This window comes from Streptomyces sp. NPDC047081, assembly GCF_040643775.1.
Taxonomy (GTDB): domain Bacteria; phylum Actinomycetota; class Actinomycetes; order Streptomycetales; family Streptomycetaceae; genus Streptomyces.
In genome coordinates, this window is record NZ_JBEYUY010000007.1 from 214572 (window position 1) to 238545 (window position 23974).

At 72.5% G+C, this 23974-nt stretch carries 25 protein-coding genes; 14 read left to right on the forward strand and 11 right to left on the reverse strand.

The features are described from left to right. The first annotated feature begins 32 nt into the window (after positions 1–32). The 4 genes from ABZ848_RS16085 to ABZ848_RS16100 all read left to right on the forward strand — a co-directional run bounded on the left by ABZ848_RS16085 (position 33) and on the right by ABZ848_RS16100 (position 3147). A complete protein-coding gene (locus ABZ848_RS16085) occupies positions 33–698 on the forward strand; it encodes an NUDIX domain-containing protein (RefSeq protein WP_360831500.1) in 666 nt (221 codons plus the stop codon). A gap of 71 nt (positions 699–769) precedes the next feature. Then, positions 770–1753 (forward strand): aldo/keto reductase, encoded by a 984-nt coding sequence (locus ABZ848_RS16090; protein ID WP_360831503.1) that lies wholly within the window; start codon positions 770–772, stop codon positions 1751–1753. Between the two features lie 147 nt (positions 1754–1900). After that, a complete protein-coding gene (locus ABZ848_RS16095; protein ID WP_360831506.1) occupies positions 1901–2719 on the forward strand; it encodes a hypothetical protein in 819 nt (272 codons plus the stop codon). Positions 2720–2811: 92 nt separating this feature from the next. Continuing rightward, on the forward strand, positions 2812–3147 hold the full coding sequence (locus ABZ848_RS16100; protein WP_360831509.1) for a DUF2218 domain-containing protein: 336 nt from the start codon (positions 2812–2814) through the stop codon (positions 3145–3147). 2 nt (positions 3148–3149) lie between these two features. On the opposite strand, the gene ABZ848_RS16105 is transcribed toward ABZ848_RS16100, so the two are convergent. From ABZ848_RS16105 to ABZ848_RS16135, 7 genes are all read right to left on the reverse strand, one after another. After that, positions 3150–3701 carry a dihydrofolate reductase family protein gene (locus tag ABZ848_RS16105; protein WP_360831512.1) on the reverse strand — a complete coding sequence of 184 codons (552 nt, stop codon included), beginning with the start codon at positions 3699–3701 and terminating at the stop codon, positions 3150–3152. 79 nt (positions 3702–3780) lie between these two features. Beyond that, positions 3781–4701 carry a sigma-70 family RNA polymerase sigma factor gene (locus ABZ848_RS16110; RefSeq protein ID WP_360831515.1) on the reverse strand — a complete coding sequence of 307 codons (921 nt, stop codon included), beginning with the start codon at positions 4699–4701 and terminating at the stop codon, positions 3781–3783. A gap of 14 nt (positions 4702–4715) precedes the next feature. Next, the gene (locus ABZ848_RS16115; protein ID WP_360831518.1) at positions 4716–5252 is read right to left on the reverse strand and encodes an NUDIX hydrolase family protein; all 537 of its coding nucleotides are present in this window, start codon (positions 5250–5252) and stop codon (positions 4716–4718) included. Positions 5253–5267: 15 nt separating this feature from the next. Continuing rightward, entirely contained in the window at positions 5268–6398 is a 1131-nt protein-coding gene (locus ABZ848_RS16120) for an amidohydrolase family protein (protein WP_360831521.1), read from the reverse strand. A gap of 1 nt (position 6399) precedes the next feature. Beyond that, on the reverse strand, positions 6400–7800 hold the full coding sequence (locus ABZ848_RS16125) for a glutamine synthetase family protein (RefSeq protein WP_360831524.1): 1401 nt from the start codon (positions 7798–7800) through the stop codon (positions 6400–6402). Between the two features lie 40 nt (positions 7801–7840). Then, positions 7841–8650: an SAM-dependent methyltransferase gene (locus ABZ848_RS16130; RefSeq protein ID WP_360831526.1), complete on the reverse strand. Its 810-nt coding sequence runs from the start codon at positions 8648–8650 to the stop codon at positions 7841–7843. Positions 8651–8759: 109 nt separating this feature from the next. Next, on the reverse strand, positions 8760–9563 hold the full coding sequence (locus tag ABZ848_RS16135) for a hypothetical protein (protein WP_360831528.1): 804 nt from the start codon (positions 9561–9563) through the stop codon (positions 8760–8762). Between the two features lie 204 nt (positions 9564–9767). On the opposite strand from ABZ848_RS16135, the gene ABZ848_RS16140 reads away from it, so the two are divergent. Together ABZ848_RS16140 and ABZ848_RS16145 are read left to right on the forward strand one after the other, a co-directional pair. Beyond that, positions 9768–10235 carry a potassium channel family protein gene (locus ABZ848_RS16140; protein ID WP_360831530.1) on the forward strand — a complete coding sequence of 156 codons (468 nt, stop codon included), beginning with the start codon at positions 9768–9770 and terminating at the stop codon, positions 10233–10235. Between the two features lie 138 nt (positions 10236–10373). Next, the gene (locus ABZ848_RS16145) at positions 10374–11786 is read left to right on the forward strand and encodes a cytochrome P450 (RefSeq protein ID WP_360831532.1); all 1413 of its coding nucleotides are present in this window, start codon (positions 10374–10376) and stop codon (positions 11784–11786) included. Between the two features lie 7 nt (positions 11787–11793). Here ABZ848_RS16145 and ABZ848_RS16150 read toward each other — a convergent pair whose 3' ends face one another. From ABZ848_RS16150 to ABZ848_RS16165, 4 genes are read right to left on the reverse strand one after another with little or no spacing between them, the layout of a single operon-like run. Beyond that, positions 11794–12489, reverse strand: coding sequence for a response regulator transcription factor (locus tag ABZ848_RS16150; protein WP_360831535.1), 696 nt, complete (start codon positions 12487–12489; stop codon positions 11794–11796). Between the two features lie 7 nt (positions 12490–12496). Continuing rightward, positions 12497–14530, reverse strand: coding sequence for an ABC transporter permease (locus tag ABZ848_RS16155; protein ID WP_360831537.1), 2034 nt, complete (start codon positions 14528–14530; stop codon positions 12497–12499). A 28-nt stretch (positions 14531–14558) separates the two neighbouring features. Continuing rightward, positions 14559–15242: an ABC transporter ATP-binding protein gene (locus ABZ848_RS16160; protein WP_360831539.1), complete on the reverse strand. Its 684-nt coding sequence runs from the start codon at positions 15240–15242 to the stop codon at positions 14559–14561. Between the two features lie 20 nt (positions 15243–15262). Next, positions 15263–15634: a DUF4333 domain-containing protein gene (locus ABZ848_RS16165; RefSeq protein ID WP_360831542.1), complete on the reverse strand. Its 372-nt coding sequence runs from the start codon at positions 15632–15634 to the stop codon at positions 15263–15265. A gap of 169 nt (positions 15635–15803) precedes the next feature. On the opposite strand from ABZ848_RS16165, the gene ABZ848_RS16170 reads away from it, so the two are divergent. The 8 genes from ABZ848_RS16170 (at position 15804) to ABZ848_RS16205 (ending at position 23969) form a co-directional block, all read left to right on the forward strand. Beyond that, positions 15804–16958, forward strand: a complete 1155-nt coding sequence (locus ABZ848_RS16170) for a histidine kinase (RefSeq protein ID WP_360831545.1) — start codon at positions 15804–15806, stop codon at positions 16956–16958. Between the two features lie 74 nt (positions 16959–17032). Beyond that, entirely contained in the window at positions 17033–17713 is a 681-nt protein-coding gene (locus tag ABZ848_RS16175; RefSeq protein WP_360831548.1) for a cupin domain-containing protein, read from the forward strand. A gap of 52 nt (positions 17714–17765) precedes the next feature. After that, positions 17766–19091, forward strand: coding sequence for a Xaa-Pro peptidase family protein (locus ABZ848_RS16180; RefSeq protein WP_360831551.1), 1326 nt, complete (start codon positions 17766–17768; stop codon positions 19089–19091). Then, positions 19091–20068: a thiamine pyrophosphate-dependent dehydrogenase E1 component subunit alpha gene (locus tag ABZ848_RS16185; protein WP_360831554.1), complete on the forward strand. Its 978-nt coding sequence runs from the start codon at positions 19091–19093 to the stop codon at positions 20066–20068. Before ABZ848_RS16180 ends, ABZ848_RS16185 begins: the two co-directional genes overlap by 1 nt. Then, the gene (locus tag ABZ848_RS16190) at positions 20056–21036 is read left to right on the forward strand and encodes an alpha-ketoacid dehydrogenase subunit beta (RefSeq protein ID WP_360831557.1); all 981 of its coding nucleotides are present in this window, start codon (positions 20056–20058) and stop codon (positions 21034–21036) included. The genes ABZ848_RS16185 and ABZ848_RS16190 overlap by 13 nt, the downstream gene beginning before the upstream one ends. 22 nt (positions 21037–21058) lie before the next feature. Continuing rightward, complete coding sequence (locus tag ABZ848_RS16195) at positions 21059–22411, forward strand: amidohydrolase family protein (protein WP_360831560.1); 1353 nt, start codon at positions 21059–21061, stop codon at positions 22409–22411. Further along, complete coding sequence (locus tag ABZ848_RS16200; RefSeq protein ID WP_360831563.1) at positions 22408–23283, forward strand: cupin domain-containing protein; 876 nt, start codon at positions 22408–22410, stop codon at positions 23281–23283. The genes ABZ848_RS16195 and ABZ848_RS16200 overlap by 4 nt, the downstream gene beginning before the upstream one ends. Next, positions 23280–23969 (forward strand): SDR family oxidoreductase, encoded by a 690-nt coding sequence (locus tag ABZ848_RS16205; RefSeq protein WP_360831566.1) that lies wholly within the window; start codon positions 23280–23282, stop codon positions 23967–23969. The genes ABZ848_RS16200 and ABZ848_RS16205 overlap by 4 nt, the downstream gene beginning before the upstream one ends. Positions 23970–23974 lie beyond the last annotated feature (5 nt).

Consider the following 23974-nt stretch of genomic DNA (forward strand, 5'->3'; position numbering starts at 1 on the left):
ATGACCTACGCACGCACGGCCGGCGGCCCCCGATGACCGCCGGCGCCGACACCCCGGACCGCCGCGGCCGCACCGGCCTGGACCGCACCGGCCTCGACCTGACCGGCAACCCCCGAGTGAAGGTGCGGGAGGTGAAGCTGCTCTCCAGCCACTGGTACGTGGAGCGCGCCACCACCTTCGACCTCCAGCGCGCCGACGGCACCTGGTCCACCCAGCAGCGCGAGACGCACGACCGCGGCAACGGCGCCACCATGCTCCTGTACGACCTCGAACGCGAAACCGTCCTGCTCACCCGCCAGTTCCGCTACCCGGTGTACGTCAACGGCCATCCCGACGGCATGCTGATCGAGACGCCCGGCGGACTCCTCGACGACGATGACGAGCACCCCGAACTCGCCGTACGCCGCGAGGTCGTGGAGGAGACCGGGCACACCATCGGCGAGGTCCGGCACGTCTTCGACGTCTACATGAGCCCCGGCTCCGTCACCGAACGCGTCAGCTTCTACGCCGCCGCCTACGGCCCCTCGACCCGCACCCACGAGGGCGGCGGCCTGGACGAGGAGGGCGAGGACATCGAGATCGTCGAACTGCCCTTCCGCCGGGCCCTGGAGATGATCCGCACCGGGGCGATCAACGACGCCAAGACGATCATGCTGCTGCAGTGGGCCGCCCTGGAGGGTCCCTTCGCGAAGGCTTGACCTGAAGCGCACTTCAAGATGAAGACTCCTGTCCGTGCCCGGAAACCCGGGCGCGAACGGGAGGGACACCCATGAAGTACCGCACCATCGGAACCGCCCCGGAAAACCGCCGCGAGGTCAGCGTGCTCGCCCTCGGCGCCATGCTCTTCGGCTCCCGCACCGACGAGAAGACCTCCTTCGCCATCCTCGACCGGTATGTCGAGGCGGGCGGCACCTTCATCGACACGTCCGACAACTACGCCTTCTGGGTCGACGGCAGCCAGGGCGGCCAGAGCGAGGAACTCCTCGGCCGCTGGCGGCGCAGCCGCGGCATCGGCGACGAGATCTTCATCGCCACCAAGCTCGGCGCCCGCCCCCTCGCCCCCGGCACCAGCTACATCGACAACCCCGAGGGCCTGTCCGCCAAGGTCATCCGCGAGTCCGCCGAGCGCAGCCGCGAACGCCTCGGCGTCGACAAGCTCGACCTGCTCTACGCTCACGTCGACGACCCCACCGTCCCCCAGCGCGAGACCGTCGAGGCCTTCGCCGAGCTCGTCGCCGAGGGCACGGTCGGCCTGCTCGGCGTGAGCAACCAGGCCATGTGGCGGGTCGAGCGGGCCCGCGCCATCGCCGCCGCGGCCGGGCTGCCCGGCTACGAGGTCCTCCAGTACGCCCACAGCCACCTGCGGCCCCGCCTGGACGTGCCCGACGCCATGTTCCCCGACGGCAGCCTCGGTCACGCGGGTCCCGAACTGCTCGGCTATCTGCGCGCCGAGCCCGCCCTGACCCTCGTCGCCTACTCGCCGCTCCTGAAGGGCGCCTACACCCACCCGGACCGGCTGCCCGCGGACTTCGACCACCCCGGAACCCCGCCCCGCCTCGCCGCCCTGCACGAGGTGGCAGGGGAGACCGGCGCGACCGTCAACCAGGTCGTGCTCGCCTGGCAGTCCGGCGGCGAGCTGCCGATCATCCCCCTCGCCGGGGCGTCCTCGGTGGCCCAGCTGGAGGAGAACCTCGCCGGAGTGGACCTGGAACTCACCGCGGATCAGCGGGCCCGGCTGGACGCGGCCCACTGACCGGGAACGGTCGTACCGCTGTCCGAAGCCGAGAAATCACCTTCGACTGGTGAACGCTTTCCGCTGTGAAGGCGTCTCCCAAATGGGGGCGAGCCGCACCGTACCCGGCCAAGGGCGGTGCGGTAGTGGGCGACAGACGGGGGAACCTTGTTTCACGAACAGCGGCGCGAGGGGCCGCGCGAGGTGCTGTGGCGAGTGCTGCTGTTCGTCGGCCGCACCCTGCGCGGCGAGTGGTACGGCATCGTCGTCGACCCGGTCCGGGAGCTGCGGCGGCGCGGCCCGTCCGCCCTGTTCCTGGCGTTCCTTGCCGCGTTCGGCGTGATCTTCTTCCACGCGATCGCCCAGCACCCGGCCGGCGCGGTCGCCGTACGGCTGCTCGGCGGCGTCTACGCCGACCTGCCGCTGTGGCTGGCCCTGCTGCGCACTCCGGTCTCGCTGTACGTCCCGGCCCTGGACCTGCCGGTGTGGGCCGGCATCACCCAGCTGTTCCTCGCGTTCGCGCTGGCCGAACTCGCGCTCGGCCGGGCCCGGACCCTCGCCATCTCCTACATCACCACCCTGGCCGGCACCCTCACCGTGCGGGTGATGCTCGCGATCGGCCCGGGCCGGCACGGCGTGGGGCTGCCACCCGAGATCGGCCAGGTCCTCGACACCGGCCCGTCCGCAGCCGTCGTCGGCCTCTTCACCTACATCTCGGTGGTCCGGCGCGCCCCCGTCGTCTTCACGCTCACCGGCGGCTCGATGGTCTGGGAGTCGATCGCCGTACCCAACCTGGCCGGCCGCGAGCACCTGATCGCGGTCGGCGCCGCGATAGTGCTGGGCCTGTTGCACGGCCGCGTCCGCTGGTGGCCGGCCACCCGGCAGGCCGGGCTGCCCGGCCTGCGCACGGTCACGCGGGTCCCGGAGATCCCGAGCCCCCAGCTGTGCCGCGCGCAGGCCCTGCGGGGCATCGGCCCGCATCCATAACTTGCGGGCCGTGACCGCCGAGGAGACGCGCGCCGGGACCTCCCTGCGGCACCATCGATCCTGTCCCGCCCACCGCACCCCGGGAGTACCCCATGGCCCGCTCCGAAGCCCGCGTAAGCACCGACCGACCGCACCGCTACGCCAAGCAGCTCGCCTCCCACCTGGGCCGCCGCAGTCAGACGAGCTGGGACGAGGAGAAGGGCGAGGGCGGCATCGTCTTCCAGAACGGCACCGGCACGCTCACCGCGACCGACGGCGCCCTGCTCCTCGCGATCGACACGGACGCCGGGAACCTCGATCTGCTGGAGGACGTCGTCGGCCGCCACCTGGTCCGCTTCGGCACCAAGGACGAACTCGTCGTCGAATGGCACCGTGACAACGGCGAACCCGGCAGCGTCCAGCGCAAGCCGGAGGAGGACCCCGCCTGACCTCAGGCCCTCCCGTAGCTCGCGAGCACCGCCGCCCCGGCCTGCTCGGCCGACCGGCACTCCAGGTGCACCGGCGGTCCGCCGGCCGGGAAGAGCCGGGTGCCGGTGCCGAGGACGGTGGGGAAGGTCAGCAGCCGGTACTCGTCGACCAGGTCCTCGGCCATCAGGGCGTGGACGACGCTCGGGCTGCCGGTGACGACCACGTCCCGCCGCTCACGCTTGACCGCGTCCACCAGGTCGCCATGCAGGACCCGCGAGTTGCCCCAGGCCGAGACGTCGGTGAGGGTGCGCGTGGCGACCAGCTTCGGCACGGCGTTCATCCGCGCCGAGAAGGGGTCGGTCCGCCCCGGCCACAGCCGCGAGAACAGCTCCCAGGTGGTACGCCCCAGCAGCAGTACGCCCTCGTCCAGGGTGCCCCCGAGCCGGAACTTGTCCCCGGCGACCGTCCCCGGCCCGTGCCGGAACGCCCAGCCGCCCCCCGGCGTGCCCGAGGAGCCGTCGGGGTCGCTGACGATCCCGTCCAGGGTGATGAACTCGATGACGATGACGCTCATGGCCGGTGTCCTCTCGAATCGGTCGATGCTCACCGGTACATACCGGCGCCACCGCCCGGACTCATCGCGGCCCGCGAAATCAACCGGAGGAGATCTCCAGGGGCAGCTCGAAGGCGGCGAACACCTGCGGATCCGCGAACACCACGTTCCGTGCCACCCGCTCCCCGGCCACCGTGAACACCTGCAGCGTGTGCAGCCGGAACCCGCCCTCCGGCACCGGCGCGTACGCGGCGAACGCGGGCTCCCCGCCCGCCTCGCACTCCCGGGTGAGCCACCCGGTCCCGCGCAGCGCGAACACGCGCTCCATGAACAGCCCGTAGTCGCCGCTCCCGCGGTACCACAGCGGCACCGGCGGCATCTCCAGCACGGCGTCGTCCGTGAGCAGCCGCACCAGCGCGGGCACATCGCCCGCCTCGAAGGCCCGCGCGTACCGCGCCACGACCTTCCGCGCCCCCGCGTCCGCCGGCTCGGCGACCTCGCCCGGATCGCCCACCCCGGCCACCGCTGCCCGCGCCCGCTGCAGCGCGCTGTTGACCGACGCGACCGTCGTCCCGAGCTGCTCGGCCACCTCGGCCGCGCTGAACTCCAGCACCTCCCGCAGCACCAGCACCGCCCGCTGCCGCGCCGGCAGCACCTGCATCGCGGCCACCAGCGCCAGCCGCAGATCGCCCCGCGCCTCCACGTCGTAACGGGAGTCGGGGAACGGCTGCAGCCACGGGATGTCGAACGCCGGTGTCAGCGGCGCCCCCGGATCCTCGCTCGGCGCCCCGAGACCCGACGGCAGGGGCCGCCGCGCCCGCCCCTCCAGCGCGGTCAGGCACACGTTCGTCGCGATCCGGTACAGCCAGGTCCGCACCGACGCACGCGAGGCGTCGTACCGCTCACGGGCCTTCCACGCCAGCAGCATCGTCTCCTGCACCAGGTCCTCGGCCTCGTGGAACGAGCCCGTCATCCGGTAGCAGTACGCCACCAGCTCGCCGCGGTACGGCTCAAGGTCCATGCGGCCATGATGGCTCAGACCGAGCAGCCCACGTGGGCCAGCGCCTGCCGCAGCAGCATCCCGTGCCCGCCCGGCATCTCGCTCTGCACCGCCTCCGACACGGCCTCCTGCGGGCTGAACCACACCAGGTCCAGCGCGTCCTGCCGGGGCCGGCAGTCACCGGTCACCGGAACCACGTAGGCCAGCGACACCGCGTGCTGGCGCGGGTCGTGGTACGGGGTCACGCCCAGCGTCGGGAAGTACTCCGCGACCGTGAACGGCTGGAGCGAGGCCGGGATACGGGGCAGCGCCACCGGGCCGAGGTCCTTCTCCAGGTGGCGCAGCAGGGCGTCCCGCACCCGCTCGTGGTGCAGGACCCGGCCGGAGACCAGCGTCCGGCTGACCGTCCCGTCCGGCCCGATGCGCAGCAGCAGGCCGACGCTGGTGACTTCGCCGTTGTCGTCGACACGCACGGGCACGGCCTCGACGTACAGGATCGGCATGCGGGCGCGCGCCAGCTCCAGCTCGTCGGGGGAGAGCCAGCCGGGCGTGGTATCGGTCATGTCAGACATTGCTTGATCATACTTTCAGGAGGGCCAGGAAAGGCGGTAGACCTGACGCGCATTGTGTGCTCCCGCCCACTCGGCGAACCGTAGCGCGTCCGACAGGGCCAGTTCGTCGGCGTCCACCCGGTCCTGCAGCAGACCGGCCAGCGCCCGCCGGAACGACAGGGCGCCCAGGTGGTGGAACTCGGCCACACCGTAGGCGTCGGAGCTGTACAGCAGTTTGCGGTACGGCGTGATCTCCAGGGCCTCCTCCAGCACGGCCCGCGACCGCGCGGGCCCGACGTGGTGCAGCGCCAGGCCCACGTCCAGGTACACCTGCTCGAAGGCCGCGGCGAGAAAAGCCGCCTGGCGCTGGTACGGCCAGCAGTGCAGCAGCATCACCGGGATCGTGCCGGCGGTCAGACGCAGCCAGTCGGTCAGCCGGGCCGGGTCCGAGCGGTGCAGCCGGATGTCGCTGTCGCCGAGCCCGACGTGCAGCTGGAGGGGGAGCCCGAGGTCCACGGCGGTCCACAGCAGATGACGTACGAGAACCGGTTCCGCCAGCCGGACGCCACCGCCCGCGAGCCAGCGCCGGGCCGCCTCGGTGACCTCCGGGTCCGAGGGGCGGGCCGGGTCCAGGTCGAAACCCGTCCGGTAGGCGGCGACGGACTTCACGCCGACCACTCCGGGCCGCCGTACCGCCTCCTCGGCGGCCGCGCGGAAGGCACTCGCGTACTCACCCGGCTCGACCCCCTTCGCCGCGACCGCCTCGGCGACACTCTCCAGCCGCACGATCTCGTACGGCGTTCCGCCCGCGGCCGCCGCCAGTTCGGCGGGGCTGGTGAGGCGGTCCGGGGTGTAGCCGGTGTCGACGCAGAAGACGTCCGTGCCGGCGGCCGTGAGGAAACGGCGGTTGACCTCGCGCCAGCCCAGTTCCGCCCGCCGGGCCACGTACTCCTCGGCGGGTGCGTGCCGGGGCAGGTCCAGCAGGGGCGCGCAGTGGCGGCGGACGGCGACACCGGCCGGGGTGTCGAAGGTGGAGCCGCCGGGCCAGGCGCCGCCCTCGGTGAGCAGGGGCTCGAACTCCGCCCGGGACAGGTCCGCCGTGACGACGCCGTGGCAGTGATGGTCCGTCAACTTCTGTGCGTCGAGCACCTCTTGGACCGCCCCCACGTCAGTACTTCCAGCGGTACGCGGCCGCCACCCGCTCGTCGTCCAGCCCCGCGACCGCCTCGCTCTCCCCCTGCCGTACGGCGATCACCGCGTCCGCGAGGACCGGCCCGAGCGCGGCCCGCAGCCGCTCGTCCTTGCGGAACTCCTCGACGGCCTCGGGCAGGGACGTCGGCAGCCGGCGGACACCGCGGGCCGCCGCGTCGGCGGGGTCGAGGCGTGCCGGGTCGCCGGTGATCTCCTCCGGCAGGGGAGTGCCGGAGGACATGCCGTCCAGGCCGGCCGCGATGACGCAGGCGAGGGCGAGATAGGGGTTGGCGGCCAGGTCGACCGGCTTCACCTCCAGGTTGGCGGCCTGCTCGCGCAGGCCCGCGGTGCCGGTGACGATCCGTACGGCGGCTTCGCGGGTCTCCCGGCCCCAGGCGGTGAACACCCCGGCCCACTGGGAGGGTTTGAGGCGCAGATAGCTCGCCGGGCTCGGCGCGGTCACCGCCGTCAGCGCGGGCAGCCGGTGCAGGATCCCGGCCGCGAACGACTCGGCCTCGGCGGTCATGCCGTGACGGCCGTCGCCGCCGGAGTGCAGGTTGACGCCGTCGCGCCAGACGGAGAGGTGGAGGTGCCCGCCGTTGCCGACGCCCTGCGCGAACACCGCCGGGGCGAACGACACCACGTATCCGTGCCGCGCGGCGACTGCCCGGATCGTCTGGCGCACCAGCACGCTCCGGTCGGCCGCCGCCACCGGGTCGAGCGCGCCCACCGAGATCTCGAACTGCCCCGCCGCGTACTCGGGATGGAGCTGCTCGACCTCCACGCCCTGTGCCGCGAAAGCGGCCAGCAGGTCGGCGGTGCAGGCGCTCAACTCGACCTGGCGCGTGGCGCTGTAGGCGGGCCCGGTGGTCGCGGGCACGAACTCGCCGCCCTCCACGGCCCCTTGACCGACCGCCCACTCGATCTCGATGGCCGCCTTGAAGCTCAGGCCGTGCTCGGCGGCCTCGGCGACGATCCGGCGCAGGACGGTCCGGCCGCATCCCGGGTGCCGCTCGCCCTCCTGGGTGATCCGGTCGACCGGCGCCCACGCCCAGCCGGGCTGCCCGGCCAGCACGACGAGTTGGTCGAGGTCGGGGTAGAGGCGCAGATCGCCGTCCGGGGAGCCGAGGACGTCGGTGGCGACGATGGAGTCGTTCGCCAGGAAGGTGTCGAACACCGGGGACATGCCGACACCCCAGGCCGCGGCCGAGGCGAGCTTCGCGGTCGGGATCGTCTTCACCCGGCAGACGCCCGCGGTGTCGACGTACGAAAGGACGACGCCGTGCACGCCCCGGCCGGACAGCTCGCCGCTCAGCGCGGTGGCCCGTTCGACGTCGCCGGGGCGGCCGCCGGGTACGGGGTCGGCAAGGGTGGTCATACGTCCTCCTCGACGGGGTCGGCGCAGTCGGTGCCGTACGTCAGGGTTTCACGGCGACCGCGCCGAACTGCGGTACCACGGCGGGCGATTCGGATCCGGCACGCCAGCGCGAGCAGGAGACCAGGCCCGGTTCGAGGAGGTCGAGGCCCTCGAAGAAGGAGGCGATGTCCACGCCGGGGCGGGCGGTGATCGGGGGAGTGGCGTTCTCGTTCCAGAACCACATGGCCGGTATCTGGCCCCGGCCGCCCAGATCGGCGTCGGTGGTGGGGTGGGTGAGGGCCAGGAAGCTCCCGGAGGGCACCGCGGCCATCAGCCGCCGTACGATCCGCCGGGCCTCCTCGGTGTCCAGCACGAAGTTGAGGATGCCGAGCATCAGGACCGCCACCGGCTCGGTGAAGTCCAGGGTCCGGGCGGCGGATTCGAGGATGGCGTCGGGGTCGTGCACATCGGCGTCGACGTAGTCGGTGACGCCCTCGCGGGTGCCGGTGAGCAGGGCGCGGGCGTGGGCGAGCACGATGGGGTCGTTGTCGACGTAGACGATCCGCGCGTCCGGCGCCACCCGCTGGGCGATCTCGTGGGTGTTCTCGGCCGTCGGCAGGCCGGTCCCGATGTCCAGGAACTGCCGTACCCCGTGCTCCTCGCTGAGGAACCGCACCACGCGGCCGAGGAACCAGCGGTCGGCACGCGCGACCTCCCGGATGACCGGGAACATTCCGGCCACGTGCTCGCCGACCCGCTGGTCGACGCCGTAGTTGTCGCTGCCGCCGATCCAGTAGTTCCACACGCGCGCGTTGTGCGCGACCGCGGTGTTCAGCCGCGCCGACCCGCCCGGGGTGTGGCTCTGCCTCACGAATCTGCTCCTTCTCGCACCCTGCGGTCGTCGCCATTGTGCCGCCAGGTGATCACACTGTCCCGGGATTCGGGCGACCGGATGTGCGAGAAGGGGTCCTGCCGGTCCGTCAGTCGAACTGGCCGGGATTAGCCGTCGGGGTCTTCCCGGCGAGGACGTCCTTCAGCCGCTGGGTGCCCAGCTGCACCGCCCGCTCGGTCGAGTCCTCCTCGCCGCCGTCCAGACCGCCGGCGGTGACGGTGATCGCGTCGCTGCCGACGCGTACGGCGGCCACGTCCAGGGTGAGGGTGGTCGTCGCGCTTTTCACCGTCACCCGCAGACCCTGCCGGGTGTCGCCGGCCTCCGGGGGCGGCTGGTCGATCACCTGGACGGTCCGCTTGCCGCCCTTGGCGTCGGTCGCGGTGAACTGGTCGCACTTGACGGGCAGTTCCTTCAGCCACGCCAACGACGCGTCCAGCCCGGCGCGTTGATAGGCGGCGACCTGGTAGAGGAGCCGGGACTCGCCCTCCTCGAACCCGGTCAGCGCGGACGCGCCGGACGGCTTGCCCAGCAACTCGTCGCCGTACAGCGAGTCGAGGAGCTTCTGGCAGTCGGCGGCGTTCGTCTTCGCGGTGAGGAGGTCCGCCACGTCGACCCGGCCGACGAGCAGGCTGTCCCGCCAGGTCGCCGCGTCCTTCACCTGCGTCCAGTCGTCCTCGATGTCGGCGGGCGTGATGAGCGCGGCCCGCGCACCGGCCTCGGTGAGCCGGGCCGGGGTGGCCGACTCCACGGCGAGCGGGGAGGCGGCGATGTCGGAGGCCGCGGAGGAGCCGCCGTCACTGTCGTCCGAGCAGGCCGCGACGGTCAGCAGGGCACTCGCGCTCAGGGCGCAGGCGAGCACACGCACGACGGGGAGCGAGGGTCGACGGCTCATCGCGGAAGCCTCCGAAGCAGAAGACGGGGTTTCCCCCAGCGCACCACCGACCTCCCCGGCCCACCAGCGCCACTGGGCCGTACGGGTGAGCCTCGCGGGCGCAACACCGCAGGTCGTACGGCAACTCGAACGCGTCGCCCGGCAGGCGGACCGGCGTGAGCGCACCGACACTGACCTCATGCCCACGTCCGCGAAGGGGTGACCATGCTGCCCGGGTTCCTCGCCAGGACGATCGAGCTGCTGCTGGGCCGGGAGGGCCGCTCCCTGCACCTCAAAGCCGCCGGCGGCGCGACGGCCGTCCTCGCGGTCGTCATGCTCGCCGGCTCCTGGGCGGTCGTCGCCGTCGAGAGCGGCGCACGGGGCGCCAACCTGAGGACGTACCCGCAGGCCCTGTGGTGGTCCATCGAGACCGCGACGACCGTCGGGTACGGCGACTTCTACCCGGTCACCCTGGGCGGCCGGATCATCGGCGCGGTCGTGATGGTCGTCGGCATCACCACGTACGGCATGGTCACGGCCGCCCTGGCCACCTGGTTCGTCGGCCGGGAACAGCGCCGCCGGCACCGTCTCGCGCACGGCGCCCGGGAGTTGGGCGAGGAAACGGCGAGGGCGCTGCACGAACGCTTCGACCGGCTGGAGCGGATGGTGGCGGGAAAGAACGAGCCGGACTGATACCGGAGGCTGCCTCCTGCTACTCGTGAGTACCCCGCCGTGTGACGTACGCGACGCCTGAGGTAAGGTCCCAGCGGTCCACAAGTACCGGCAGCGTGCGGGCCGCTACGGGCGGTGTCGAATGGGGGCGACGGAAGTATGGAATCCCACCTGGTCGACGGAGGGGGCACGGCGGCGGATGACACGCGCCTGGAGGCCCTGGACCCGCAGCCGCTGCTGACCCGGGACTACGAGACGCGACCCGCGCTGGTCTACGAGCGGCTGCGCGACCGCCACGGCCCGGTCGCGCCGGTCGACCTGCTGGGCGTGCCCGCCTGGCTGGTCCTCGGCTACCGCGAGTCGCTCCAGGTGCTCCAGGACGACGCCGGCTGGCCCAAGGGCCTGGAGAACTGGCGGGCCCGCACCGAGGGCCGCGTCCCCGCCGACTGGCCCCTCGCCCCCTCCCTCGAGGTCAACCACGTCCTGATCCAGGGCGGCCCTTCCTACCGCACCCTGCGCACCGCCTGGGACGCCGCCCTGCGCCCCTTCCAGGACCCGCGCCACCCCCAGGCCAAGCGGCTGAAGTCCGCCGTCACCGGCTACGCCGACGAGCTGATCACCCTCCTCGCACAGGGCGGCGGCACCGGACTCGCCGACCTCTCGGCGCAGTTCTCCCGCCCGCTCCCGCTGATGGCGGCTAGCCATCTGCTCGGCTTCCCCGGCTCGCAGGGCGACGACGCCCTGATGGACATGTGGCGGGTGCTGGACGCGGGCCCCGACGCCGAACCGGCCCTGGCCCGCCTGCTGGTGACCCTCTCCGAACTCGCCGCCGCCAAGATCGCCGAGCCGGGTGACGACTTCCCCTCGCACCTCCTCGCCGCCCACCCCGACCTGCCGGTCGACGCGCTGGCCCGCGAGCTGTTCATGCTGCTCGGCATGACCTCCGACCACGTCGGCATCCTCATCTCCAACACCGTCGTCGAGGTCATCTCCGGCGAGGCCGAGGGCGGTGTGCGCACCGCGCTGTCCGCCGGGATGGTCCGCGAGACCATGAACCGGGTCGTCATGCGCAAGCCGCCGCTGGTCAACTTCGTGCCGAGGTTCGCGGCCCGGGACACCCGGCTCGGCAACTACACCATCCGCGCCGGTGACCCGGTGTGGGTCTCCTCCGCGGCGGCGCACGCCGACCCGCTCTTCGCCGGCCAGATGACACCGGGCTCCAGCATCAGCAGCCGGGCCCATCTGTCCTGGGGCGCCGGACCCCGCCAGTGCCCCGCCCGCGAACTCGCCTCGACCATCGCGGCGGCCGGAGTCAGCCGCGTCTTCGAACGCTTCGCCCACCTGGAGCTGGCCCTCCCGGTCGACCAACTCCCCTGGCGCTCCTCGCCGTTCATGCGCGGCCTGCGCTCCCTGCCGGTGCGGTACGAACTCGCCGGGCCGGTACCGGAGTTGCCGGAGCCGGCCGAGCCGACGTCACCCGCGGCGGACGTACCGGAGGAGCGGGAGCGGGCGAACCGGCGGCGGTCCTCGCTCTGGCGTTACCTGACCGGGCTCATCCGCTCGAACGGCTGACGCCCTGTCAGGAGCCCGGCTGCGCGTATCCGTTCTGCCAGGCCCAGGCCGCGATCTCGACTCGGTTCCGGGCGGCGATCTTGAGCTGGACGCTGGAGAGGTGGGTCTTGACCGTGGAGAGGGAGACGTAGAGCTCGCCGGCGATCTCGGCGTTGGTGCGGCCGAGGGCGACGAGGCGTACGACGTCGAGTTCGCGGTCGGTGAGCGGCTCCGCGGGCGGCGCGGGGCGGGGTGCCGCGGCGGGCCGAGGCTCTTCGGTGAGGTGCCGGAGCAGCCGTACGGTGACGGACGGCGAGACCAGTGAGTCACCGGCCGCGGCCGCCCGGACCGCCTCCGCGAGGAGCGTGGGCCCGGAGTCCTTCAGCAGGAACCCGCAGGCACCGCCGCGCAGCGCCCCGTACACGTACTCGTCGAGATCGAAGGTGGTCACGACGACCACCCGCATCGGATCCGCCACCTCGGGCCCGGCCAGCAGCAGGGTCGCCTCCAGCCCGTCCAGCTTCGGCATCCGGATGTCCAGGAGACACACGTCGGGCCGCAGCCGCCGCGCGAGCGCCACGGCCTCCTCACCGTCGGCGGCCTCCGCGACGACGGTGATGTCGGGCTGCGCGTCCAGGAAGAACCGGAATCCGGTGCGGACCATGTCCTGGTCATCGGCGATCAGCACGCGGATGGGGGCACCCGGCGGGGTGGGGACGGTCATGTCTCGATCATGCCTCACGGGATTCGGACCAGTCGGCGGCCTGGGCCGGATCCTCGGTCACCTTCCGCAGCAGCCGCCGGCTGCCGGAGATCGCGGCGAACACGGCCACCGCACCGATGACCACACAGACCACGAGCTCGACCACGCCGGAGGTGTTGATCGTGGCTCCGGCGGACTTGTTGAGCTGATAGGCGCCGTAGGCCCCCATCGCGGTGGTACCGCCGGCCAGCACCACCAGCGGGATCACGGTCTCCCGCACCCGCGCCCGGTCCAGCACCCGCAGTGGGGTCCCCGCCAGCCGCAACAGGCGGTACACCCGGCGCCGGTCGAGGACGTTCGCCGCCGCCGTCAGCCCGGCGGAGGCCGCGGCGACCAGGAAGCTCAGCGCCAGCGTGCCGATCGTGACGTCGTCCAGGCGGTCGAACACGGCCTTGTCCGAGCCGCCGGCGTAGTCCTGCCCGTAGGGGAGCCCGCCCGCGACGAGCGGGGTCAGCGCGGTGGTCGCGGAGTCGACCCGGGCCTGGTCGCCCTGCACATGGGCGATGACACCAGGGTTGCCGCCGAGGAGGTTGTCGTAGTCGTCGGCGCGGCCGGTGGTGACGGTCGCCGTAACGCCCGCCTTGTGCAGCAGGCTACGCGCCTCGACGGCCGCGGACCGGGCGTCGGCGGCGGTGACCGTGGCGACGGCGACCTGCCCCTGGTACTGCGAGGTGTCGGAACCGAGCAGACTGACCGAGAAGAACCCGGCCGCGAACCCGGCCAGCACCAGCCCGCTGACGGTACGCCAGGCACCGCGCGGATCGTCGCTGAGCCGCCGGCCCGCCAGCAGGGTCGCCGGACGCTTGGCCAGGCGGCCCACCAGACGGCCGAGCCGGTCCACCACCCACGGCCCGAACAGCCAGAACGCGCCGTAGAAGAGCAGCAGGAGGGCGAGGGCCTGCTTCGAACTCATGCGCCCGCCGCTGTACATGAAGATGACGGCCAGAGCCCCCACGAAGAAGGCGAGGCGGATCATGCGGGTGCGCCTCGGGTCGGCCTGTTGGGCGACGCCGAGCGGCGAACCGGCGACCTGGCGCAGCATCGAGACCGCGCTGACCGTGATGAGGACGGTGACCCCGGCCACGACCGCCGCCAGCCAGGGCAGCCCGACCCACAGCGTGCCGACGAACCAGGTGCCGACACCGAACGGCACCTGCGCGAGCGCCGGCAGCAGCACCACGTACGCGAGCGCACCCGTCAGCGCCCCGCCCGCGCCGAGCACGGCAGCCTCGGCCGCGGTCATGGCGACGATCTGCCGCGGGGTCGCTCCCGCCAGCCGCAGCGCGGCCAGCCGCTGCTCGCGCCGGGCCGCGCCGAGGCGTCCGGCGGCGGCCGACAGCACGGTCACGGGCATCGCGAGCAGGACGACGCCGAGGGCGGCGACGCCCTGGTCACCGGCGGTGAACATGCTCGCCGTGCCGCCGCCGAAGCCGGAGATCGGGGCGCGCGCCTTCTGCCCGTCGTCGAACCAGGTGCCCGCGGATCCGGCGGCCTTCGAGACGGCCGGGTCGGTCGGCGCCCGGCCCACCACGGCGACGAGCTCGTCCGGGGAGGCGAGACCGGCTGCGCCGATCGTGCCGTAGGACCTCACCTTCGGGAAACGGCCGGCGAGTTGGCTCGCGGGCAGCCTGTGCAGGAGGTCGGCCAGGGCGGGGGAGACGTACACCTCGCCCTGCTTCGGGAAGGTGCTCAGGCCGGGCGGCGCGGGTGTCCGTGCGCGGCCGGGCAGTCGGGCGAGGGAGACGACGGTGACCGGGTCGTGGCGGACCCAGGTGGTGCCGAGCGCCTGGACGGCGGTCGCCCGCTCGGCCGAAACCGCGTCGGGCGTACGCCACTTGGTGTGGTCGGCGCGGGTGCCGGCGCCGAGCGTGGCGGCGACGATCACCAGCATCACGAAGGCGCCGACGGCGGCGGCACCGGCCGCCAGCAACTGGCTCTGCACGCCGCGGCGGCTGGCGGACCTGGTCAGATGCCAGGTCAGGGGCAGGACGGGGGAACGCATGGCAGGGCTCTCCAGGCGGGAGGTCGGGTCAACTGACCGTGAACGGGCTGTGGTTGCTGATCCGGCCGTCCCGGACCTGGAGGACGCGGTCGCAATGGGCGGCCACGTCGGCGTCATGGGTCACCATCACCAGGGCGGCGCCCTGCTCGCGCGTCACCGAGGCGAGCAGGCGTACGACCTTCTCGCTGGTGCGCTGGTCGAGGGCGCCGGTCGGCTCGTCGGCGAAGACCACGTCCGGGCGGACGACCAGGGCGCGGGCGATGGCGACGCGCTGGGCCTGGCCGCCGGACAACTGCCCGGGCCGGCGGGCTTCCAGGCCGTCGAGGCCGAGCGGCGCGAACCAGCGGCGGGCCTGCTGCACGGCCTGCCCCCGCGGCATGCCCTCCAGCATCAGCGGCAGCGCGACGTTCTCCTCGGCGGGCAGCTCCGGCAGCAGCTGGCCGAACTGGAAGACGAACCCGAACCGCTTGCGGCGCAGCGCGCTGAGCCGGTTCTCGTTGAGCCCGTCGATGGCCTTGCCGCGCAGCAGCACGCTCCCGTCGTCGGGGCGGACGATCCCCGCGAGAACGTGCAGCAGGGTCGACTTGCCGGAGCCCGACGGGCCCATGACGGCCAGCGACTCCCGCTCGCCGACCTCCACGTCGACGCCGTCCAGAGCGGTGGTGGAGCCGTACTTCTTCACGAGGCCGAGTCCGGCCAGAACGGTGCTCACGATCGTGTCCCGTGCCCTTCTCAGCGCTCGAACTTCCAGGTGACGGAGGATCCCGTCGCCTTGACCACGGAGACCGGGATGTCGACCGACTTGCCGTCGCCGGTCCGGCCCACGCAGGTCATGGAGGCCCCGGCGACGGCCTTCAGACCGGTGGGGCAGCTGACGTCGGTGACCTTCTTCCCGACCCAGGGCAGCGGGTGGTACTTGCTCTGCGTCCGCCCCTCGACGATGTTGGCCGCGAGGGCCTTGTGGCCGTCCACCCTGGCCGTGCTGTAGGCGTCGAGCTCGGAGGTGGACTCCGTCCCGGAGAGCAGATAGGTGCCGAGGCCGCCCAGGGCGACGACGGCGGTCGCCCCGCCGACGACGCCGACCAGGAACTTGTTGACCTGCATGGACGTACTCCTGATGACTGAGGGCCCCGAGGGGAGGGAGGAGGAAGCGGCTCCACCCTCGCCCGCGGCCAGGGACGCGCGCCTCGGCCAGACGGCCATGACCCGGACGCCGGCCCCTCGACCTTTCGGCCGATCCGGGCGTCGTACCGCGTCACCTACGGTGATCGGCATGACCTCCATCTCCGGCCGGGGCTGCGTCCATGGCATCGGCGTCGGCATCCTGCTCGCGGCGTGCGCCGCCGACGTCCTGACCACGGGCGCCGAGGGCCACCAACTCGGGCCGGTCGTCGTGGTGCTCCTGGCCGGACTCACCGCCCTGCTGTGGCCGGTCGCGCACCGGCCCGCGTGGTTCACCCCGCAGCTGCGCACCGGCGTACCCGCCCTGCTCTCCGTGATCTACACGGCCGGCGCGGTCCTGGACGGCACGGAGGCCCTCTTCGGCCCCGGCGAGATCGCGGTCCTGCTCTCCCTGCTCTTCATCGCGGTACGGCACTGCCCGCCCCGCTGGGCCGTGGTGTGCGGGGTGCTGGACGGCGTCGCCCTGCTGTTCACGCCGGTCCGCTTCTCGCACTCCTTCGGGGGCGAGACCCTCGGCTTCATGCTGGGCGGCCTGGTCCTCATCGGTCTGGTCGCCGGCCTCGCGGCCTACCTGCGCTCCCTCGACTACCGGCGCACGGTCGCCGTCACCGAGACGCGCCGCGAGGAGCGCGTGGCGATCGCCGCCGACCTGCACGACTTCGTGGCCCACCATGTCACCGGGATCCTGGTGCAGACGCAGGTGGCGCGGATGATGGCGGCCACGCGGCCGGAGGGGCTCGACCCAGTCCTCGCGGGCATCGAACGCGCCGCGACCGAGGCGCTCGCCTCGATGCGCCGCACGGTCGGCGTCCTGCGCGACACGGAGGAGGTCGACCGGCGCCCGGTCGGCGACCTGGCGGGCATCACCGAATTGACGGAGGGCTTCGCGAGCCCGGTCCAGAAGGTGACCCTGCACCGCGACCCGACCGTCCCGGCCGACATCCCGCACGAGATCCAGGCGGCAGCCTTCCGCGTCGTCCAGGAGTCCCTGACGAACGTCCGCCGCCACGCGGCCGACGCCACGCAGATCACGGTCGCACTGTCCCGCACCCGCACCCGCCTCTCGGTCACCATCACCGACGACGGCCACGGCGGCACCCAACTCCCCGCCGCGGCCCACGGAGGCGGCTTCGGCCTGGTCGGCCTGAAGGAACGGGTGACGGCACTCGGCGGGGAGTTGGAGGCGGGGCCGAGGGAGGGTGGCGGGTGGGAGGTGCGGGCGGGGTTCCCGGTGGACAGGGGCTGAGCGGCGACCGGCCGCGCCGCCGACCCGGTTCCTCTGGTGCTGTGGCCGACCACCGCTGTTCAATGGTGCTGCACATGTCCGCCGACAGAGGAGCCGCCGTGTCCCCCGCCGCCGTGCCGCCCGTGGGCGCGCGCATCCGGCAGGCGCGTCTTGCCAAGGGCGTGAGTCTGCGGGCCCTCGCGCGGGAGGTCGGGGTCTCCGCGAGCCTGGTCTCCCAGATCGAGACCGGCAAGAGCCAGCCGTCGGTGAGCACGCTGTACGCCATCACCACCGCCCTGTCGATCTCCGTCGAGTCGCTCTTCGACGTGTACGAGGAGGAGGCCGCCGCGGCCCCGGCGGTGACCGCGTCCGCCACTCCCGCAACGGTCCTGCACGCCCTCGCCGCCTTCGCCGCCGACCCCGGCCGACGCATCGGACCCCTGGTCGCGGCCGGTGCGCACGAGACGCTGGAGCTGGATTCCGGCGTGGTGTGGGAGCGGCTCGGCCACGTCCCCGGCACCGACGTCGACTTCCTCCGCGTGACCTACCGCCCCGGCGGCTCCTCCTCCAGCTCCGGCGGCCTGATGCGGCACGCCGGCACCGAGTACGGCTATCTCACCTCCGGTGAACTCGTCCTCACCCTCGGTTTCGACGAGTACACGCTCGGCCCCGGCGACGCCGTCTGCTTCGAGTCGACGACCCCGCACCGCTACCGCAATGATGGAGCCGAGCCGGCCGTCGGCGTCTGGTTCGTGTTCAGCGAGAGTGTTCAGTAACACTTGACAGTCGGGCGGGGCGGTCGTCTACTCCGAAGTGGGGGTGGTCGCCATGGCGATCCGCACATACGGACCCAATGCCGTCGACTGGGAAGAGCGCGTCGACCTGGACCGGCTGCGCAAGGAACGCCTGGCCAGGCTGCACGAGAAGCTCGACGCGTCCTCGCTCGGCGCCGTGCTGAGCTTCGACTTCGCCAACATCCGCTACATGACCGCCACGCACATCGGCACCTGGGCGATCGACAAGCTGATCCGCTTCGCCCTGCTGGTCCGCGGCGGCGAACCGGTCGTCTGGGACTTCGGCTCCGCAGCCCGCCACCACCAGCTCTACAACCCCTGGCTCGACTACAGCGACGGCAAGGGCGGCCCGCCCACCGGCGCCCGGGCCGGCATATCGACCCTGCGCGGAGCCTTCCACCCGGACGCGGGCATCGCCGAGGACGTGGCCGCCAAGATCGCCGCCGAACTCCGCGAACACGGCCTCGCGAACGAGCCCCTCGGCATCGACGTCGCCGAGATGCCGATCCTCACCGCCCTGCGCGCCGAGGGCATCGACGTCGTCGACGGCCAGCAGGTCTTCCTGGAGGCCCGCCGCACCAAGACCCGCGACGAGATCTCCCTGCTCACCCAGGCCTGCGCGATGGTCGACGCGGCCTACGAGGAGCTGTACGGACACCTCCGCCCCGGCGTGCGCGAGAACGAGTGCGTCGGACTCGTCAGCAAGGTGCTGTACGACCTCGGCAGCGAGTACGTCGAAGGCGTCAACGCCATCTCCGGCGAACGCTGTTCACCCCACCCGCACGTGTACAGCGACCGCCTGATCCGCCCGGGCGACCCCGCCTTCTTCGACATCCTGCACAGCCACCTCGGCTACCGCACCTGCTACTACCGCACCTTCGCGGTCGGCAGCGCCTCCCGCGCGCAACGCGACGCCTACGTCCGCTGCCGCGCGTACATGGACGAGGCCATCTCCCTCGTCCGGCCCGGCGCCACCACCGCCGACATCGTCCAAGTCTGGCCGCGTGCCGAGGAGTTCGGCTTCGCCGACGAGACCGCCGCGTTCGCGCTGCAGTACGGCCACGGGGTCGGCCTGTCGATCTGGGAGAAGCCCATCTTCAGCCGCCTGGTCTCCCTCGACCACCCCGAAGTCCTCGAAGAGGGCATGGTGTTCGCCCTGGAGACCTACTGGCCGGCCACCGACGGCTGGTCGGCGGCCCGCATCGAGGAGGAGCTGGTCGTCACGGCCGACGGCTGCGAGGTCATCACCAAGTTCCCCGCGGAGGAACTGCTGGTGGCGGGCCGCAAGTACTGGACCGTCGACGGTGCGCTGAACACGCAGCGGGAGGCGCAGTCCCACCTCAACGCCCGGGACCGCTGATGGACGGCCCCGAACTCCTCACCCTGTACGAGCAGATGGCCGTCATCCGCCGTACGGAGAAGGCCGCCCACGACCTCTTCATGTCCGGCCTGGTCAAGGGCACCACCCACCTCGCCGCCGGCCACGAGGCGATCGCCGTCGGCGCGAGCGCCGCCCTGCGCCCCGACGACTACGTCTTCGCCACCTACCGCGGCCACCACCACGCCCTGGCCCGCGGCGCCACCCCCGAGGAGTGCCTCGCCGAACTCATGAGCCGTGCGACGGGGTTGTGCAAGGCCAAGGGCGGCTCCATGCACCTCACCAAGGCGTCCATGAACATGCTGGGCTCGTACGCCATCGTCGGCGCCCACCTTCCCATGGCCGTCGGCGCCGCCTGGTCGGCCCGGCTGCGCGGCACCGGACAGCTCGCGGTCGCCTTCTTCGGGGACGGCGCCACCAACATCGGCGCCTTCCACGAGGCACTGAACCTGGCCGCCGTGTGGAAGCTGCCCGTGCTGTTCGTCTGCGAGAACAACCTCTACATGGAGTACACGCCGATCGCCGACGTCACGGCCGTCGCCCGCCCCGCGGCCGACCGGGCGCCGGCGTACGGCATCCCCGGCGAGACCGTCGACGGCAACGACGTCGTCGCCGTCCGCGAGGCGGTGGCCGGGCTGGCCCGGCGGGCCCGGGCAGGAGACGGGCCCGCCGTGCTGGAGGCCGAGACCTACCGTCACTTCGGGCACAGCCGCGCCGACCCGGCCGCCTACCGCCCGGCCGAGGAGGTCGAACGCTGGCTCAAGCACGACCCGTTGGACCTCGCGCGCGGCCGGCTCGTTGAGATGGGTGTGCCGGAGGCGACGGTCACCGCCGCCGACGAGCGCGCCCGTGACGTCGTACAGAAGGCCGTCGAGGCGGCGAAGAGCGCGCCGTCGCCGGATCCGGGCGAGGCGCTCACCGACGTTTGGGCGGACGGAGGTGCGGCATGGCGGACGTGATCACCTACCGGGAGGCGGTCGCCGAGGGGATCGCGCGGGAGATGCGGCGCGATCCGTCCGTCGTGTGCCTCGGGGAGGACATCGGCGAGGCGGGCGGGGTGTTCAAGACGACCGTCGGGCTGCTGAAGGAGTTCGGGCCGGAGCGGGTGTGGGACACGCCGATCTCCGAACAGGCCATCGTGGGCGCGGCGATGGGGGCCGCGATGACCGGGATGCGGCCGGTCGCCGAGATCATGTTCAGCGATTTCCTCGCCTGTTGCTGGGACTACCTCGCCAACGAGATACCGAAGGTGCGGTACATGACGGGTGGTCAGGTGACCGTTCCGCTCGTCGTGCGCACCGCCAACGGCGGCGGTCTCGGCTTCGGCGCCCAGCACTCGCAGGCCACCGAGAACTGGGCGCTGACCGTACCGGGACTGAAGATCGCCGCTCCCGCCACCCCCGCCGACGTGGTCGGCATGATGGCCGCCGCCATCCGCAGCGAGGACCCCGTCGTCTTCTTCGAGCACAAGGGGCTGCTGGCGAGCAAGGGAGCGCCTCCGCCGCCGGACCACGTGGTCGAGCTGGGCCGCGCCGCCGTCGTGCGCGAGGGCGCCGACGTGACCCTGGTGGCGCTCGCCTCGATGGTGCCGGTGGCGCTGAAGGCCGCCGGTCAGCTCGCCGAGGAGGGCGTCGACGCCGAGGTCGTCGACCTGCGCAGCCTCGTACCCCTCGACACCGCCACCGTCCTCGCCTCGCTCGCCAGGACCTCGCGGCTCGTGACCGTCGAGGAGAACCCGTACCAGGGTGGCTGGGGCGGCACGCTCGTGTCGGTCGTCGCCGACGAGGGCTTCGGCCTGCTGGACGCGCCGGTGCGGCGGATCGCGGGGGAGTGCGTCCCGCTGCCCTTCGCGGACGCGCTGGAGGAGCAGGTCATCCCCACCACAGACAAGGTCGTGGCGGCCGTCCGGAGTCTCGCCGCGTACTGAACACCCGCTAGGAGGAAGCGCGATGACCAATCGGACACTCCTTCGCGCCGGGCACGTCGTCTCCATGGACCCCGCCGTCGGGGACCTGCCGAGGGGTGACGTCCTGATCGAGGACGGGAAGATCGCGGCCGTGCGGCCGGAGATCAGCGCCGACGCCGAAGTGCTCGACATGACCGGCCGGATCGTGATCCCCGGCTTCGTCGACACCCACCGCCACACCTGGGAGGCGTCCATCCGCGGCGTCGCACCCGACGCCACCCTGGACGACTACTTCGTCGACATCCTCGACACCTTCGCCCCGCTCTACACACCCGAGGACGTGTACGCGGCCAACCTCGCCGGCGCCCTCGAATGCCTCAACGCCGGCATCACCACGCTCGTCGACTGGTCCCACATCAACAACACGCCCGAACACCCGGACGCGGCGATCCGGGCCCTGGCCGAGACCGGCATCCGCGCCCAGTACGCGTACGGCAGCGCCAACACCTCCCTCGCCGACTACTGGTTCGAGAGCAAGATCGCCATCCCGGGCGACGACGTCCGCCGTATCCGCGACAGGTACTTCGCCTCCGACGACGGCCTGCTCACCATGGCGCTAGCCACCCGCGGCCCCGGCTTCTGCGTCAACGACGTCGTCACCGCCGAATGGGCCCTCGCCCGCGAACTGGGCATCCCCATCACCGTGCACGTGGCGATGGGCCGGATGGCGGGCCGCTTCGGCATGGTGAAACAACTGGACGACCTCGGCCTCCTCGGCCCGGACACCACCTACATCCACTGCTGCTACTTCAGCGATGAGGAGTGGCGGATGGTCGCCGACAGCGGCGGTACGGTGTCCATCGCGCCGCAGGTCGAGACGCAGATGGGGCACGGCTGGCCGCCCGTGATGAAGGCCGTCGAGTACGGGCTGCGGCCCTCCCTCAGCATCGACGTCGTCACCACGGTCCCCGGCGACATGTTCACCCAGATCCGCGCGGCCTTCGGCGCCGAGCGGGCCCGCGTCAACGCCGAGTGCTGGCAGGCCGATGTGCCGGTCCCCGAAACGATGTTGACGGCCCGTCGGATGCTGGAGATCGCCACCCGGAACGGCGCCCATGTGGCCGGTCTCGAGGACCGCACCGGTTCGCTCACCCCCGGCAAGCGCGCCGACGTCGTCGCCCTCGACGCCACCGCCCTGAACGTCGCGCCGGTTCACGACGCGGCAGCAGCGGTGACGCTCTCGGCCGACGTGTCCAACGTCGAGACGGTCATCGTCGACGGCGTGGTCCGCAAGCGCGACGGGAAGCTCACGGCCGACGTCGCGCGGGCCCGGCGCCTGGTCGAGGAGTCCCGCGACCGGCTCCTCGCGGCGAAGGAGGCGAAGTCCACCGCATGACCCGACACCTGGTGCGACGGGCCGCCGACCTGCCCGAGCCGCCGTACGACCAACTCGGTTACCGCAGACGGGCGTTGGTCGACGAGGACGACGGAAGCGTGCACACCGGCTTCGGCGTCTGCGAACTGCGGCCCGACGGTGCGGTGCCGGCACATGTGCACTCGTACGAGGAGAGCTTCCACGTCCTCGACGGGACCGTGATCCTCGATGTGCCCGAGGGCGCCTGCCTGTTGGAGGAGGGCGACTACGGCATTCTCCCGACGGGCGTGCCGCACGCCTGGCGCGGTGCCGGGGACACGGTGGCGCGCTGGGCGGACATGCTGGCTCCGGTGCCGCGGGCGCGCTACGGCTACGACACCCAGACGGTGCCCGCCCTGCCGTCACGCCTGCCCGTCCGCATCGACGTCCGCGACCCGCGCACCAGGAACTTCGGCCGCTTCGAGCCCGCCCAGATGGACCCGGGCAAGCAGTCCCAGGACCTCCTCGCGGTCTCCGCGAGCATGCGCACCGCGCTGCTCGTCTACAGCGGCATCACGGTCAAAATGATGGTCGACAGCGACCTCGGCGCGGTCGCCTCGACGATGTTCATGGTGCAGTACGCGCCCGACGGCGTCGCCGGCACCCACGACCACCCCTTCGAGGAGACCTACTACTTCCTCGAAGGGATGGCCGACGCGGCCTTCGACGGCGAGACGTACCGGCTCGGCCCCGGCGACTGCGCCTGGGCGGGGGCCGGTTGTGTGCACGGCTTCGCCAACGCCGGTACCGGACCGCTGCGTTGGCTGGAGACCCAGGCGCCGCAGCCGCCGCCGCGCCACTCGTACCGGTTCACCCGGGACTGGGAATACCTGAGGGAGGCTCTGGAGTCATGAGCGGTGTCCTGGTCGTCGGCGGCACGTCGGGCATCGGCCGCGAATTCGCCCGGGTGCGCGCGGAGTCGGGCGACGAGGTCGTGCTGACCGGCCGCGACGCCGAGCGCGCCGCGTCCGTCGCCAAGGAGGTCGGCGCCCGCGGCCTCGCCCTGGACCTGTCCCAACCCCGGGCGATCGCGGGCGCGTTGGCGGACGTCGGCCGCGTCGACCACCTGGTCCTCGCGGGCGTCTCCCGCGACGAGAACCGCACCACCGACTACAACATCGACGCCGCCCTCGCCCTCGTCACCCTCAAGCTCGTCGGCTACACCGAGGTCGTGCACGTACTGCGGCCCCGCATGACCGACGACAGCGCGATCGTCATCTTCGGCGGCCAGGCCAAGGAGCGGCCCTATCCCGGGGCGACGACGGTGGCGACGGTCAACGCGGGCGTACGGGGTCTGGTGAACACCCTGGCTGTCGAGCTGGCGCCCGTCCGTGTCAATGCCGTCCACCCCGGAGTCGTGGGCGACAGCCCGTACTGGCAGGCCAAGCCGGCGGAGGTGTTGGCCGGGTTGCGCGCGAGGACACCGACGGGGCGGCTGGCGACGGTGGCGGACGTGGTGGACGCGGTGGACTTCCTGCTGCGCAACAGGTCGGTGAATGCGGTGGAGTTGAGCGTGGACGGGGGGTGGCTGCTGGGGTGAGCGGT